General features: G+C 72.8%; 12 protein-coding genes. 7 read left to right on the top strand and 5 right to left on the bottom strand.

What is annotated here, in order from left to right; translation table 11 throughout:
- Nucleotides 1–147 precede the first annotated feature (147 nt).
- Nucleotides 148–1,950 (top strand): methionine--tRNA ligase, encoded by a 1,803-nt coding sequence (metG, locus tag ACZ6QQ_RS32200; RefSeq protein ID WP_465881410.1) that lies wholly within the window; start codon nucleotides 148–150, stop codon nucleotides 1,948–1,950.
- Between the two features lie 185 nt (nucleotides 1,951–2,135).
- Here the strand turns inward: metG and ACZ6QQ_RS32195 are convergent, their stop codons facing one another.
- Together ACZ6QQ_RS32195 and ACZ6QQ_RS32190 are read right to left on the bottom strand one after the other, a co-directional pair.
- A complete protein-coding gene (locus ACZ6QQ_RS32195) occupies nucleotides 2,136–4,907 on the bottom strand; it encodes an AfsR/SARP family transcriptional regulator (protein ID WP_465881408.1) in 2,772 nt (923 codons plus the stop codon).
- A gap of 120 nt (nucleotides 4,908–5,027) precedes the next feature.
- On the bottom strand, nucleotides 5,028–5,288 hold the full coding sequence (locus ACZ6QQ_RS32190; protein ID WP_465881407.1) for a hypothetical protein: 261 nt from the start codon (nucleotides 5,286–5,288) through the stop codon (nucleotides 5,028–5,030).
- 176 nt (nucleotides 5,289–5,464) lie between these two features.
- Here ACZ6QQ_RS32190 and ACZ6QQ_RS32185 point away from each other — a divergent pair, with 176 nt between their 5' ends.
- From ACZ6QQ_RS32185 to ACZ6QQ_RS32170, 4 genes are read left to right on the top strand one after another with little or no spacing between them, the layout of a single operon-like run.
- Entirely contained in the window at nucleotides 5,465–6,547 is a 1,083-nt protein-coding gene (locus tag ACZ6QQ_RS32185) for an iron chelate uptake ABC transporter family permease subunit (RefSeq protein WP_465881406.1), read from the top strand.
- Nucleotides 6,544–7,608 (top strand): FecCD family ABC transporter permease, encoded by a 1,065-nt coding sequence (locus tag ACZ6QQ_RS32180; protein ID WP_465881405.1) that lies wholly within the window; start codon nucleotides 6,544–6,546, stop codon nucleotides 7,606–7,608. Before ACZ6QQ_RS32185 ends, ACZ6QQ_RS32180 begins: the two co-directional genes overlap by 4 nt.
- Nucleotides 7,605–8,459: an ABC transporter ATP-binding protein gene (locus ACZ6QQ_RS32175; RefSeq protein ID WP_465881403.1), complete on the top strand. Its 855-nt coding sequence runs from the start codon at nucleotides 7,605–7,607 to the stop codon at nucleotides 8,457–8,459. The genes ACZ6QQ_RS32180 and ACZ6QQ_RS32175 overlap by 4 nt, the downstream gene beginning before the upstream one ends.
- 50 nt (nucleotides 8,460–8,509) lie before the next feature.
- Nucleotides 8,510–9,535: an ABC transporter substrate-binding protein gene (locus ACZ6QQ_RS32170; RefSeq protein WP_465881401.1), complete on the top strand. Its 1,026-nt coding sequence runs from the start codon at nucleotides 8,510–8,512 to the stop codon at nucleotides 9,533–9,535.
- 28 nt (nucleotides 9,536–9,563) lie between these two features.
- Here the strand turns inward: ACZ6QQ_RS32170 and ACZ6QQ_RS32165 are convergent, their stop codons facing one another.
- Nucleotides 9,564–10,814: a hypothetical protein gene (locus ACZ6QQ_RS32165; protein ID WP_465881400.1), complete on the bottom strand. Its 1,251-nt coding sequence runs from the start codon at nucleotides 10,812–10,814 to the stop codon at nucleotides 9,564–9,566.
- A gap of 183 nt (nucleotides 10,815–10,997) precedes the next feature.
- Between ACZ6QQ_RS32165 and ACZ6QQ_RS32160 the strand changes: the two genes are divergently transcribed.
- Complete coding sequence (locus ACZ6QQ_RS32160; RefSeq protein WP_465881399.1) at nucleotides 10,998–11,933, top strand: TatD family hydrolase; 936 nt, start codon at nucleotides 10,998–11,000, stop codon at nucleotides 11,931–11,933.
- 19 nt (nucleotides 11,934–11,952) lie between these two features.
- On the opposite strand, the gene ACZ6QQ_RS32155 is transcribed toward ACZ6QQ_RS32160, so the two are convergent.
- Together ACZ6QQ_RS32155 and ACZ6QQ_RS32150 are read right to left on the bottom strand one after the other, a co-directional pair.
- On the bottom strand, nucleotides 11,953–13,059 hold the full coding sequence (locus ACZ6QQ_RS32155) for an Lrp/AsnC family transcriptional regulator (RefSeq protein WP_465881397.1): 1,107 nt from the start codon (nucleotides 13,057–13,059) through the stop codon (nucleotides 11,953–11,955).
- Entirely contained in the window at nucleotides 13,059–13,196 is a 138-nt protein-coding gene (locus ACZ6QQ_RS32150) for a hypothetical protein (RefSeq protein ID WP_465881396.1), read from the bottom strand. The genes ACZ6QQ_RS32155 and ACZ6QQ_RS32150 overlap by 1 nt, the downstream gene beginning before the upstream one ends.
- Nucleotides 13,197–13,345: 149 nt before the next feature.
- Between ACZ6QQ_RS32150 and rsmA the strand changes: the two genes are divergently transcribed.
- Nucleotides 13,346–14,215, top strand: coding sequence for a 16S rRNA (adenine(1518)-N(6)/adenine(1519)-N(6))-dimethyltransferase RsmA (gene rsmA / locus ACZ6QQ_RS32145; protein ID WP_465881394.1), 870 nt, complete (start codon nucleotides 13,346–13,348; stop codon nucleotides 14,213–14,215).
- Nucleotides 14,216–14,249 lie beyond the last annotated feature (34 nt).

Raw genomic sequence — 14,249 nt, 5'->3', positions numbered from 1 at the left:
GCCGGAAAGGGCGGTGACCTCGATCGATGTCGCCGCGCCGGATGGGCTCGACGGCGGACGATTTCCGGACCCCCGAGGGGTCGGCCGGGACCGGAACGGGCCTATTGGTTCGCGGTCGCCCGGTGGCGGTCATTAGGCTTGCTGCTCATGAGTCACGTTCTCGCGGCGGTCGCCTGGCCGTACGCCAACGGCCCGCGCCACATCGGCCACGTCTCCGGCTTCGGAGTGCCCTCCGACGTGTTCAGCCGGTACATGCGGATGGCGGGTCATGACGTGCTCATGGTCTCCGGCACCGACGAGCATGGCACCCCGATCCAGGTGCAGGCCGACAAGGAAGGGGTCAGCCCGCGCGAGCTGGCCGACCGGTACAACCGGGTGATCGTCGAGGACCTGCACGGGCTCGGCCTCTCCTACGACCTGTTCACCCGGACCACCACCGGCAACCACTACGCGGTCGTCCAGGAGTTGTTCGAGGGGCTGCACCGCAACGGCTACATCGTGCCCAAGGTGACGATGGGGGCGATCTCCCCGTCCACCGGCCGTACGCTGCCCGACCGCTACATCGAGGGCACCTGCCCGATCTGCGGGTACGACAGCGCGCGCGGCGACCAGTGTGACAACTGCGGCAACCAGCTCGACCCGATCGACCTGATCAACCCCCGCTCGAAGATCAACGGCGAGACGCCGGAGTTCGTCGAGACCGAGCACTTCTTCCTCGACCTGCCCGGCTTCGCCGAGTCGCTGGGCAGGTGGCTCGACACCCGTGAGGGCTGGCGGACGAACGTCCTACGGTTCTCCAAGAACCTGCTCGCCGACCTGCAACCCCGGGCGATCACGCGGGACCTGGAGTGGGGCGTACCGATCCCGCTCGACGGCTGGCGCGACCGCAACGACAAGCGGATCTACGTCTGGTTCGACGCGGTCATCGGCTACCTCTCCGCCTCGATCGAGTGGGCCCGCCGCTCCGGCGACCCGCAGGCGTGGCGGCGCTGGTGGGCGGCGGACGGCGAGGGCAAGGACGCCACCGGCTACTACTTCATGGGCAAGGACAACATCGTCTTCCACTCGGTGATCTGGCCGGCGCTGCTGCTCGGCTACTCCGGCGAGGGCGACCGGGACGGCACACCGGGCGAGCTGGGCCGGCTCAACCTCCCCACCGAGGTCGTCTCCAGCGAGTTCCTGACCATGGAGGGGCGCAAGTTCTCCTCCTCCCGGCAGGTGGTCATCTACGTCCGGGACTTCCTCGACCGCTACGACGCCGACGCGCTGCGCTACTTCATCGCCGTCGCCGGCCCGGAGAGCAACGACACCGACTTCACCTGGGCCGAGTTCCTCCGCCGCAACAACGACGAGCTGGTCGCCGGCTGGGGCAACCTGGTCAACCGGTCCATCTCGATGGCGGCGAAGAACTTCGGGGCGATCCCGCCGGTCGATCCCGCCGGGCTCACCGAGGCCGACGAGGCGATGCTGGCGGTCGCGCGTACGGGCTTCACCACGGTCGGGAACCTGATCGAGCGGCACCGGCAGAAGGCGGCGATCGGCGAGGCGATGCGGGTGGTCGGCGAGGCCAACAAGTACCTCTCCGAGCAGGCGCCGTGGAAGCTCAAGGGCGAGGAGCAGAAAGCTCGGATGGGCACCATCCTGCACGTCGCCCTCCAGGTGGTGAGCGACGCGAACACGCTGCTCACGCCGTTCCTGCCGCACTCGGCACAGCAGGTGCACGAACTGCTCGGCGGCACCGGCGTACACGCGCCGATGCCCTCGATCGTGCAGGTCGAGGACCTCGACGGCGGGCCGTCGTACCCGGTGCTGACCGGTGACTACACGGTCGGTGCCCGGTGGGAGTCCACGCCGATCGAGGCCGGTCGGCCGCTGGCCGCACCGAAGCCGGTCTTCCGCAAGCTCGATCCGTCGATCGTGGACGAGGAACTCGCCCGCCTCGGCGGCTGACCGCAGCGCCGCAACGGTTCGCGTACCGCCAGGTCCGTGTCGTCCAGCCCCGTGCCGGGACGATCCGGACCTGGCGGGCGCGGCCGGCCGATCCGGTCGGGTCGTCGACGGCGGGAGCCGCCCGACTGGTCACAGCCTGCCCGGCCGACCTGACACAATCCTGACGAAATTCTTGAATCCGCCGGTCAGGGCGTTGCCGGCGGGTCGAGTTTGGCGGCAACCTCGTCGGCCTCCGGGTGGCCGATGTCGGTGAGGATCTCCCGGGCCCGCTGCCAGGCGGACCGGGCCGCGGCCGGGTCACCGCCGGCCAGCCGGGTGTCGCCGAGGTGGTGCAGCGCCTCCGCCTCGCTGTACCGGTGCCCCAACTCGCGGGCCAGCTCGATGGCGTGCTGGAAACAGGTGGCGGCCCGGGTGTGGTCGCCGGTGTGGTGGTGGATGAAGCCGAGGCTGTCCCAGGTGCCCGCCTCGCCGACCCGGTTGCCGATCTCCTCGTGCAGCACCAGGGCCTTCTCGCACAGGTCCAGCGCCTGCTCGTACTCGCCGATCTGGGCGTAGTGCCAGCCGGCGTTGTTCAGCGTGTTGGCCTCGCCGCTCTGGTGCCCGGTGGCCCGGTACAGCTCCATCGCGAGCAGGTCGTGCCGGATCGCCTCGTGCATGTTGCCCTGCTGCTGGTGGACCATGCTCAGGTTGAGGTGCGTGTGCGCCTGCCCGACCCGGTCACCGAGCCGACCGAGCAGGTCGAAGGCGTCGCTCAGGTGCCGGTGCGCCTCGGGGTAGCGGCCGAGCAACGTGTACGCCCGGGCCAGGTCCCGGTGCGAGATCGCCTGCATCGGCAGGTCCCCGAACCGGGCCGCCGACGCCAGCGCGGCGTGCTGGGTGGCGAGCCGGTCGTGCCAGTGCCCGCGCCGGTCGAAGTAGGTGACCAGGCACCAGGCCAGTTGCCAGGCCCGGTCGTCGAACCCGTACTCGGCCGCCTGCGCGATGACGGCCACCAGCACCGCGTGCTCGGCGGTCAGCCAGCCCATCGCCGCGTCGTAGTCGCGCGGGCGCTCGACCACGACGTCCGGCCCCGGCGGTTCGAGGTCGATCGGGTCCCGGTGCGGGTCGAGCGACTGCGCCGCCCGGTACGCCGAGTGCAGGTAGTGCTCCAGCAGCCGCCGGACCGCCCGCTGCCGTTCCGGCTCCGGGTCGTCGGCCCGCCCGAGCTCGGTCGCGTACGCCCGCAGCAGGTCGTGGCAGGCGTACCGGCCGGGCGACTGCTCGGAGATCAGGTGGGCACGGGAGAGTTCGGCCAGCAGCGGGCGTACCCGGTTCACCGGCAGGCCGGCGAGGCTGGCCACCGCCGGCACCGCGACGTCCGGCCCCGGATGCAGGCCCAGCAGCCGGAACACCCGTGCCGCGGGCGGGCTGATCGCCCGGTACGACCAGGACAGCGCCGCCCGTACGTCGAGCAGCGGGTCGCCGCTGTCGAAGGCGTCCAGGGTGCCGTCCGGGTCGTGGAGTTCGGCGGCGAGGTCGGCGAGCGGGAAACCGGGGTGGGCGGCGGCCCGTGCGGCGACCACGGCGAGCGCCAGGGAGAGCCGGGCGCAGCCGGTGACGATCCGGTGCACGGCGTCCGGTTCGGCGTCCACCCGTTCGGTGCCGAGCCGGCCGGCGAGTAGGGCCCGCGACTCGTCGGCGGTGAGCAGGTCCAGGGTGAGGGAGCGGGCGGCCTCGGTGGCGACCAGCCCGGCCATCTGGTTGCGGCTGGTCACCAGGACCAGGCAGCCGGGGCCGCCCGGCAGCAGCGGCCGGACCTGTTCGGCGTCGCGGGCGTTGTCCAGGACGATCAGCATCCGCTTCTCCGCGACCAGGCTGCGGTAGAGCCCGATCTGCGCGTCCGGGTCGGCCGGCACCGACCCCGGCGGTACGCCGAGGGTGTCCAGGACGCCGCGGACCGCCGCCGACGGTGGTACGGCCGTCGCCGACGGTTCGAAGCCGCGCAGGTTGACCCAGAGCTGCCCGTCCGGGAAACGCCAGAGGTTGTCGTGCGCCCAGCGCGACACCAGCCAGGTCTTGCCCACCCCGCCGGTGCCGCAGACGACCCAGAGCCGGGTGTCGTCCGGTTCGGAGAGAGCGCCCAGTTCGGCGGTCCGGCCGATGAACAGCGGTGGGCGGGCGGGCAGTTGCCGGGGGACCGGTGGCCTGGCCGAGGCGGGCTCGACCGTGGCCGGTGGCGGGTCGAGCGACGGCTCCGCCGCCAGGATCTGCCGCTGTCGGGCCCGTAGTGCCGGGCCGGGCTCGGTACCCAGTTCGTCGACGAGGAGTTGACGGGTGCGCTGGTAGTGGGCCAGGGCGTCGGCCTGCCGGCCGGACCGGTACAGCGCGAGCATCAGCTGCCCGGCGAGGCGTTCGTCCAGCGGGTGTTGGCGGGCGAGCGCCGACAGTTCGGGCAGGATCCGGGCGTGCTGCCCGAGTCGCAGGGCCGCGTCGGCACGCTCCAGTTCGGCGCCGAACCGCTCCTGGGTCAGGGTCTCGCGCAGCGAGTTCAGCCAGGGTGTGTCCAGTTCGGCGAACGCCTCACCGTGCCACAGCCCGAGCGCCTCCTCCAGCAGGGCCAGCGCCGGCTCCTCGCCGGCCGACCGGGCCTGGCCGGCGAGGTGCCGGAAGTGGTGCAGGTCGACCGCCGACGGGCTGACCGTGAGCAGGTATCCGCCGGACTGGCGGGAGATCACGACGCTGTCCGCCTCGGCCAGGCATCGGCGCAGCCGGGACAGGTAGCTGTAGAGCGCCGACCGGGCCTGCTGCGGGGGCTGCTCGCCCCACACCCGGTAGAGCAGCGTTTCGATCGGGACCGTGCGGTTCGCGTCGATCAGCAGGGCGGTCAGCACCGTCCGCTGTCGAGCGTGGCCGAGGTCGACCGGGTGGCCACCGACGCGGGCTTCGACATCGCCGAGCAGCCGGAACTCAACTGCCAACTGGCTGCCCCCCGGCCTGTGTCGATATTGGTGTCAGTCGGCCTGACCAGCCGATTCAAGGATCCTACAAGGTTCCCGGAAGATCGCTTGTCTACTCTGGACGGCCGCGTACCCGTGCTGTCAGAAGCCGGCGACGTAGCTGGTGGTGGCATCGACCGCGCCCTCGGCGAGCGTCGCCGCCTCCTGTAGGCGCTGTTTGGCCTGTTCCAGGCGGACCAGGGCCTCGGCGACCTGGGCGTGGTTCGCGCCGCTGGTGATGCCGCGCAGCAGGGCGGACGTCCGGTCCATCGACTCGGCGACGGACCTGATCGTCGCCGCCTGCTGGGACGTCTCGTTGGCGAACCGGCCGATGCCGGCCTTGACCTCTTCCACCGATGCCATCTGCGCATCCCTCCCCATCAACGGGCGCCACTGGACGTGACGGGGCCGACCGTACCGGAGGGGGCGCGGTCGGCCCGGTCGATGCCGTCGGCGGCGCGGGTCGAGACGCAGGCCACAGGATCGGGGGCGGGAGGGGTCTTGCGTATCGAAGCTTAGGTCAGGCTAACCTAACTCCCGTGCCAACCGAGGTCACCCATCCCGCCACCGCGCCGGCCCAGCCGCCGCCACCGCCGTCACCGCAGCCGCGGTCGCCGCGCCGGGCAGCGATCGGCTGGCGCCTGTCCGGGCTACTGCTCGCGGTCGCCGTAGTCGTCCTGGTGGCACTGGGCAGCCTCGCCGTCGGCGCCAAGCCGATCCCCCTCGACACCGTCGTCCACCAACTCCTGCACCACGACGGATCCGACGACGGCATCATCATCCGCAGCCTGCGGATCCCCCGTACGCTGCTCGGGCTCGCCGTCGGGGCCGCGCTCGGACTGGCCGGGGCCCTGATGCAGGCGCTCACCCGCAACCCGCTCGCCGACCCCGGACTGCTCGGCGTCAACGCGGGCGCCGCCGCCGCCGTGGTCACCGCGATCGGCGTCCTCGGCGTCACCAGCCCCCTGGGGTACGTCTGGTTCGCCCTGCTCGGCGCCGCCCTCGCCGCCACCGTCGTCTACCTGCTCGGCTCCCGGGGACGCAGCGCCGCCACCGCCGTCCGGCTGACCCTCGCCGGTACGGCGATCACCGCCGCCCTCACCGGCTACATATCCGCACTGGTCCTGCTCGACCCGCAGACCTTCGACGGCTACCGGTTCTGGTCCGTCGGCAGCCTCGCCGGCCGGGACCTCTCCGTACTCACCGCGGTCGGCCCGTTCCTGCTCGTCGGTGCCGCCTGCGCGCTCGCCCTGGCCCGGCCGCTGAACGCGCTCGCCCTCGGCGAGGAGAGCGGCCGGGCGCTCGGCGCGCACCTGCGTCGTACCCGGGGAATCGGGGTGGTCGCGGTGACCCTGCTCTGCGGCGCGGCGACCGCCGCCCTCGGCCCGATCGCGTTCGTCGGCCTGACCATCCCGCACATCGCCCGCGCCCTGGTCGGCCCCGACCAGCGCTGGATCCTGCCCTACTCGATGGTGCTCGCCCCGATCCTGCTGCTCGGCGCCGACATCATCGGCCGGGTGATCAATCGGCCCGGCGAGGTCGAGGTCGGCATCGTCACCGCGTTCGTGGGCGCCCCGGTGCTGGTCGCGCTGGTCCGCCGAACCCGGATGGTCCAACCGTGACCGCCGCACCGATCACCCCACTGCCACCGACCGGGCGGGTACGGGCCCTCGGCGGCCGGGTCACCGTCCGGGTCGACCGCCGGGCGGTGCTGGTCTGCGCCACCCTGGCCCTGGTCGCCGTCGTGATCGCGGTGTTCACCCTCGGCACCGGCGACTACCCGATCCCGGCCGTGGACGTGGTCCGCACCCTGCTCGGCCACGGCACCCCCGCGCAGGACTTCATCGTGCAGACCCTGCGGCTGCCGCGACTGCTCACCGCCGTACTGGTCGGGGTGGCGCTCGGTGTCGGCGGGGCACTGTTCCAGAGCCTGTCCCGCAACCCGCTCGGCAGCCCCGACATCGTCGGCTTCGACACCGGTGCCGCCACCGGCGCGCTCGTGGTCATCCTGCTGATCGGCGGCAGCGGGGCACAGGTCGCCATCGGTGCGGTGCTCGGCGGGATCGCCACCGCCATGCTGGTCTACCTGCTGGCGGTCAAGCGCGGCGCACCCGGTTTCCGGCTCATCCTGATCGGCATCGCGATCGGGGCGCTGCTCCTGTCCGTCAACTCGTACCTGATCACCCGGGCCGAGCTGACCGACGCCCGCCAGGCCCACCTCTGGCTCACCGGCAGTCTCGACGGTCGCGGCTGGGAACAGGTACGACCGCTCGCCCCGGTCCTGCTCGTCCTGCTGCCGTTCGCCGTCCTGCTCGGCCGTGGGCTGCGGATGCTCGAACTCGGCGACGAGCCGGCGCGGGCGCTCGGCGTACCGGTCGAGCTGACCCGGATCGGGGTGCTGCTGGTCGGCATCGGGCTGACCGCCACCGCGACCGCCTCCGCCGGACCGATCGGATTCATCGCGCTCACCGCGCCACAACTGGCCCGCCGGCTGACCCGTACCGGTGGGCCGAACGTGCTGCCGTCCGCGTTCATGGGCGCCGCCCTGCTGGTCACCAGCGATCTGGCCGCGCAGCGCCTGTTCCACCCCGTAACGCTGCCGGTCGGGGTGCTGACCGCCGGCCTCGGCGGGCTCTATCTGGCCTGGCTGCTGGCCGGGCAATGGCGGAAGGGACTCGGATGACCGGCTCGACCAACACCCTGCCCACGGTGGCGACCAGCGCCCCCGCGCCGGCCGGTACGACCAGGCTGAGCTGCGTCGACACCACCCTCGCGTACGACCGGCGGGTGGTCGCCGAGTCGTTGAGCGTGGCCATCCCGGACCACTCGTTCACCGTCCTCGTCGGACCGAACGGCTGCGGCAAGTCCACCCTGCTGCGGGCGCTCGCCCGGTTGCTCGCCCCGAAGCGGGGCGCCGTCCACCTCGACGGCCGGTCGATCCACGAACTGCGGGCCAAGGAGGTCGCCCGCCGGCTCGGGCTGCTGCCGCAGACCACGGTCGCGCCGGACGGCATCACCGTGCTCGACCTGGTCGCCCGAGGCCGGTACCCGCACCAGGGGCTGCTGCACCAGTGGGCGCCGGCCGACGAGGAAGCGGTCGCCGAGGCGATGGCCGCGACCTCCGTCACCGACCTCGCCGCCCGGTACGTCGACGAACTCTCCGGCGGGCAGCGGCAACGGGTGTGGCTGGCGATGGCCCTGGCCCAGCAGACCCCGATCCTGCTGCTGGACGAGCCGACCACCTTCCTCGACATCGCCCACCAGATCGAGGTGCTCGACCTGGTCGCCCGGCTCCGCGAGGAACAGGGCCACACCCTGGTCGCGGTGCTGCACGACCTCAACCACGCCTGCCGGTACGCCACCCACCTGATCGCCATGCGCGACGGGCGGGTGGTGGCCCAGGGCCCACCGGCCGACATCATCACCGCCGACCTGGTCGAACAGGTCTTCGGGCTGCCCTGCCGGGTGATCACCGACCCCGAGTCCGGCACCCCGCTGATCATCCCGAGAGCGCGTCGCGCCGCCCGGCCGTAGTCGCTCGAACCCCCTCACCAACCGCACGTACACAGACGACTGGGAGAACCATGTCCAAGCACCTTCTGACCCGACGCGGATTCCTGCGCGGTGCCGGCGCCACCGGCGTACTGCTCGGCCTGGCCGCCTGCGGCGACTCCGGCGTCGAGCCCGGCACCGGTGGCGACCGGTCCGGGGCGGCGCAGCCGTTCCGGTACACCGACGGCCGGGGCACCACCGTCGAACTGGCCGCCCGGCCGCAGCGGGTGGTCGCGCAGAGCAGCGCCGCCGCCGCCCTCTGGGACGCGGGCTTCCAGGTCACCGGGGTCTACGGCGAACTGGGCACCGTCGACGGCAAGCTCAACTACCAGGCCGGCAACATCGACCTGAGCAAGGTCGAGGTGGTCGGCAAGACGTGGGGCGAGTTCAACCTGGAGCGGTACGCGGCGCTGCGCCCGGAACTTCTGGTCGACATGTCGTTCGACGACAAGACCCTCTGGTACGTCCCGGAGGCCAGCGCCGACAGGGTGTACGGCCTGGCGCCCTCGATCGGGATGAAGATGCCGGGCCTTGACCTGCCGGCGATCATCGACAACTTCATGGCGCTCGCGGTCCAGCTCGGCGCCGACCCCGACGCCGCACCCGTGAAGACCGCCCGGACGGAGTTCGACGCGGCAGTGGCCGAGGTGAAGGCCGCCGCGGCGGCACAGCCCGGCCTGCGGGTGCTGGCCCTCTCCCGCGACCCGGACAGGCTCTACGTCGCCGACCCGAACATGCACCCCGACCTGAAGCACCTGGCCTCGCTCGGCGTCCGGTTCGTCACCCCGTCGAAGCCGCTCGGGCCCGGCGAGTACTTCGAGGAGGTCAGCTGGGAGCGGACCGGCTCGTACCCCGCCGACGCGATCATCTACGACGGCCGCGAGGTCGCCACCATGGCCGACACCGCCAACAGGATCGCCACCTGGACCAACCTGCCCGCCGTCAAAGCCGGGCAGGTCTACCGGTGGCAGCCCGCCGCACCGTACAGCTACGCCGCCAGCCTGCCGATCTACCGCGACGTCGTGAGCTGGCTGAACAAGGCCAAGCCGCTGGGCTGAGCTCGCCGTACTCCGTCGGCGGCCGGGGTCAGCGGCCGTACGGAAGGTCAATCATCCGGTCGTCGGTGACCTCCTGCGCCGGTGCCCAGGCCTCGTAGATCCCGCGTTCGTAACACTGGGCGCCGCAGGCGGCCACGCTGTCCGGGTTCGGTCGGCACAGCCGCAGCCGCAGCCAACCCGTCTCCTCGCCGAGGACCAGGCAGAGCACGCCGCGCCAGGTGGTGTAGCGGGCCCGGCGCCGGACCGCCTCGACCGGGTACCGGGCGGCCCTGGTCATCGCCAGCACCCGGAAGCCGCCCGGCAGGTCGGCGATCGCCTCGTACTCCTGGCCGTGGTAGTCGCCGACCAGTTGGGTGGTGCGCGGGGTCTCGCCGAACGGCACGTAATCCTGGTCCGGAGAGATGCCCGGCACCGCCGCCAGCAGGTGCCGCCAGCGCGGACCGGCCATCCGCAGCCAACCCCGCTGCTCCGGCTGGTACGTGTACAGCACCACCTCGTCGCCGGCCGGCGAGTACGCCACCAGGGCCGCGTTCGCCGGCAACGGCAGGTCGGCCATGTCCCGGGTGACGTACTCCGGGATCAGGTGCCGCCCGCTGGGGGTGAACCCGGTCCCGAGCACCGGTGGCCCGACCCGGTCGTGCGGCGGGATCGCCACCAGCCCGGCGTGCCGGTCACCACCGGGTACGTCGTAGTCGAGCGGGTCGATCGCCCGCCAGCGCAGCGCGTACGCGACCTCCAGCCCGTCCCGGCCCCCCTCCGGGTCGGTCCGCAGCAGCGCCAGGTCCTCCGGCGTACGCAGGTGGGCGATGTCGTACTCGCGGTAGCAGAACCCGTACGGCAGCCAGCCGCGCAGGTGACCGGCGAGCTGGCGGGCGGAGAGCACCTTGACCATCGGGGTGCCCTGGCGGATCAGTGCCGAGGCCCGCACGCTGGCCAGGACCGGGTCGGCGGCACCGGCCGTGGTCTGGCTGAGCTGGTGGATGTCGGCCCAGTTCCGGGCCCGGTTCAGTGGCGCCATCAGGGGTGGCTCCAGCTCCGGGTCGCCGCCGGAGCGGGGTCCGTACACGGCGCTGACCTCGCTGGCGTGTACGAACCGGTGCCACGGCCGGCGGGCGTCCGGGCGCGGGTCGCGAACGAATCCGGGCAGTTCGTCGGCGCTGAACAGCTCGTACGCCGCGCCCCGGGCGAGTTCCTCGGCCGGATGGTTGACTCCGGCGTGCGTCACCACCAGCCCGGCCGGCGCCTCGGGCACGTCCCGTGTCTGGGGGGTGACGCTCATGCGCGCGACGCTAGGAGGGTTCGGTGCCGTACAGGTAAACGGCGGGTGTCCGACAGAGAGTGCGACCGAAGATCGGTCGATGCCGGCCCAACGGGCAGCCTCGATCGACCGGGTGGCCCAGCCATGATCGGCTCTCCGGGTACGCCCCGGACGGTCGCGGCGGGTATGTGATGCTGACGGGCGATGACTGAGCCGACCGAATCCCGCCGGCAGCGGGCCGCCCGCCGGGCCGGGGAGTTCCCGCCCGCGCCCGAGCCGCTGCCCCTGCCGGTGCTGGACAGCCACACCCACCTCGACATCACCGTCACCGAATCCGGCACCCCCGGCGCCCCTCCACCCCCCACCGCGCCCCCCGAACCCGGCTCCCCCACACCCGGCACCCCATCCGGGGATCCGGTCAATCTGCTCATCGAGGTCGCCGCCGAGGCCGGGGTGGACCGGCTGGTCCAGGTCGGCACCGATGTGGAGTCGTCGCGCTGGGGTGCCGAGGCGGCGGACAGGTACCCGGCCGTGCTCGCCACCGTCGCCCTGCATCCCAACGACGCCCCGCGCCTGGCCGACCTCGACGCGGCCCTGCGCGAGATCGAGGCGCTCGCCGGCCGGGGCCGGGTACGCGGCATCGGCGAGACCGGGCTGGACCACTTCCGGACCGGCGACGAGGGCCGCGCGGCGCAGGAGGAGAGCTTCCGGGCGCACATCGCCATCGCCAAGCGCTTCAACAAGGCGCTGGTGATCCACGACCGGGACGCGCACGCCGACGTGCTCCGGGTGCTCGACTCCGAGGGCGCCCCGTCGACCGTGGTGCTGCACTGCTTCTCCGGCGACGAGGAGTTCGCGGCCGAGTGCGTGCGGCGCGGTTACGTGCTCAGCTTCGCCGGCACGGTCACCTTCGGCAACGCAGCCGGGTTGCGGGCGGCGGCCCGGCTGACCCCGTTGGACCAGATGCTGGTGGAGACCGACGCGCCGTACCTGACGCCGACGCCGTACCGGGGGCGGCCGAACGCGTCGTACCTGATCCCGTTGACCGTCCGCACCCTGGCCGAGGCCACCGGCGCCGACCTGGACGAACTCTGCGCCGCCCTCTCCGCCACCGGCGAGCGCGTCTTCGGCCCCTGGTGATCCCGACCGGTCGGCCCGGTCAGGTGCGGCGGGCCGGCACCCTCGGCGTACGGCGACCGCCGCGCACCCCTCGGGGACGCGGTACGCCCTCCTCGCCACCGCTGCCGGCCCCGTTCGGGGTACCGGCGGTGGGGCGGGCGCCCGACCCGGCGCCGGGCCGGCCGGGTGTCCACGGGGTGGGGACGAAGCCGCGTTTCACGGTGAGCAGTTCCACCCCGGCGCTCCACGACCGGATACCGTCGATCCGGGCCAGCGTCCGGGTGGTGAACTCCAGCACGTCGGCGTGGGTCGGCAGGATCACCTCGCACATCAGCGACTCCTGCCCGAGGGTCGCGGCGACGTAGCGGACCCCGGTCAACGCGGCGAGTTCGCGGGCCACCGCCTCCAGCCGGGCCGGGGTGACGGAGAGCCAGAACAGCAACTCCGCCTCGAACCCGAGCGCCGCCGCCGGCACCAGCGTGATCACCTGTACGCAGCCGGCGACGTACAGGGCCTCGAACCGGCGCCGTACGGTGCTCTCGCTGATGCCGAGGCCGAGCGCCACACCGTGGAAACTGGTCCGCCCGTCGTGTTGCAGCGCGGCGACGATTCGTTGGTCCACCTCGTCCAGGTGGGCCGGTGGACAGTCGTGCACCGGTGGCGTCGGCGTCCGGCCGTCGTCCACGAGCAGCCGGCGACTCCACTCGTGGTCCGACTTGTACGTGTGCAGCAGCAGGTCGGCGATGGTCGCCTGGACCCCCGGAATCCGCTGCACCCCGGTCAGCACGCTGTGCATGCTGGTCCCCCGGGGCACCAGCACCTCGGCGACCAGGTCGTGGGCGCCGGTCAGCACGGCGACGAAGCGCACCTCGGGTCGGGCGGCGAGCGCCCGCGCGGTCGGCAGTTGAGCGCCCGGCGTGCAGCGGACCCGGACGATCAGCAGGTCGGCGGGCCCGCCACCGGGCTGCGGTGCGACGGCCACCTTGACCAGCCCGTCGGCGATCAGTTGCTGGGCCCGGCGGGCCACCGTGGTCACCGAGGTCCCGATCAGTGCCGCGATCTCCGTCCAACTCGCCCGGCCGTTGACCTGGAGCGCGGCGACGATGCGCCGGTCGGTCGGGTCGAGGTCGTAGGGGCCGGGAGGCATCAGGCGGGGGAGACGGTCGACGGGGCGCCGGAGATCGGCACCGCGATCGTCGCGCCGCGACGGGTGGGCATCATCGGGTTCGGTCGGTCCACGGTCACCAGCGTGGGGTACGGAACGCCGGTCAGCAACGCCGGCATGTCCGGATTTCTGGCACCTTGTGGGGAAAGCGGAGTTGTACGCGAGGTGTCGGATCGGTATGACCCGGCCGGCGACCGTCGACGGCTCTGCGGTTCCCACCACGGCGTGCCGGCCGGACGCCCGACGCCGCACCGTAGGCTCTGGCCTCATGACCGGACTCCTCGGCCCGGCGGAGATCCGGGAACTGGCCGCCCGCCTCGGCGTCGCGCCGACCAAGAAACTGGGCCAGAACTTCGTCCACGACCCCAACACCGTGCGCCGGATCGTGGCCGCCGCCGAACTCACCCCGGACGACGTTGCCCTGGAGGTCGGCCCGGGACTGGGCTCGCTCACCCTCGGGCTGCTCGCCTCGGCCGGACACGTCCACGTGGTCGAGATCGACCCGACGCTCGCCGCCGCGCTGCCGGCGACCGTCGCCGACCGGGCCGGCACCGCCGTCGACCGGCTGACCGTGCACACCGCCGACGCGCTGCGGATCACCGCCGCCGAACTCGGGCAACCGGCACCGACCGCACTCGTCGCGAACCTGCCGTACAACGTGGCCGTGCCGGTGGTGCTGCACCTGCTCGCCGAACTGCCCACCCTGCGGCAGGGACTGGTGATGGTGCAGAAGGAGGTCGCCGACCGGCTCGTCGCCGGCCCCGGCTCCAAGACGTACGGCATCCCGTCGGTGAAACTCGCCTGGTACGCGACCTCCCGCGGCGCCGGCAAGGTGCCACCCAACGTCTTCTGGCCGGTACCGAACGTCGACTCCGGCCTGGTCGCCTTCACCCGACGCGAGCCGCCCCGCGTCGACGTACCCCGGAAGAAGGTCTTCGCGGTGGTGGACGCGGCCTTCGCGCAGCGTCGCAAGACCCTGCGCGCCGCGCTCGCCGGCTGGGCCGGTGGCGCGGACCGGGCCGAGGCGGCGCTCACCAGGGCCGGCGTCGACCCCGGGGCGCGGGGTGAGGCGCTCACCGTGGAGCAGTTCGCGGCGATCGCCGCGTCGGCCCCCGTGGCTTCCGGGCCCGCCGAGTAGGCTTGCGGCCGTGCTGTCGACGAGGTCCCTACCG

The organism is Micromonospora sp. NPDC049529, from assembly GCF_055586685.1.
Note: the sequence above shows the minus strand (reverse complement) of the source record. Positions and strands in the feature narration are given on the sequence as shown.

Bases quoted from the DNA above. Each gene is read 5' to 3' on its own strand.
- rsmA (WP_465881394.1), top strand. From the start codon at position 13,346: ATGACCGGACTCCTCGGCCCGGCGGAGATCCGGGAACTGGCCGCCCGC.
- ACZ6QQ_RS32170 (WP_465881401.1), top strand. From the start codon at position 8,510: ATGTCCAAGCACCTTCTGACCCGACGCGGATTCCTGCGCGGTGCCGGC.
- metG (WP_465881410.1), top strand. From the start codon at position 148: ATGAGTCACGTTCTCGCGGCGGTCGCCTGGCCGTACGCCAACGGCCCG.
- ACZ6QQ_RS32190 (WP_465881407.1), bottom strand. From the start codon at position 5,288: ATGGCATCGGTGGAAGAGGTCAAGGCCGGCATCGGCCGGTTCGCCAAC.
- ACZ6QQ_RS32160 (WP_465881399.1), top strand. From the start codon at position 10,998: ATGACTGAGCCGACCGAATCCCGCCGGCAGCGGGCCGCCCGCCGGGCC.
- ACZ6QQ_RS32165 (WP_465881400.1), bottom strand. From the start codon at position 10,814: ATGAGCGTCACCCCCCAGACACGGGACGTGCCCGAGGCGCCGGCCGGG.
- ACZ6QQ_RS32155 (WP_465881397.1), bottom strand. From the start codon at position 13,059: ATGCCTCCCGGCCCCTACGACCTCGACCCGACCGACCGGCGCATCGTC.
- ACZ6QQ_RS32175 (WP_465881403.1), top strand. From the start codon at position 7,605: ATGACCGGCTCGACCAACACCCTGCCCACGGTGGCGACCAGCGCCCCC.
- ACZ6QQ_RS32150 (WP_465881396.1), bottom strand. From the start codon at position 13,196: ATGCCGGCGTTGCTGACCGGCGTTCCGTACCCCACGCTGGTGACCGTG.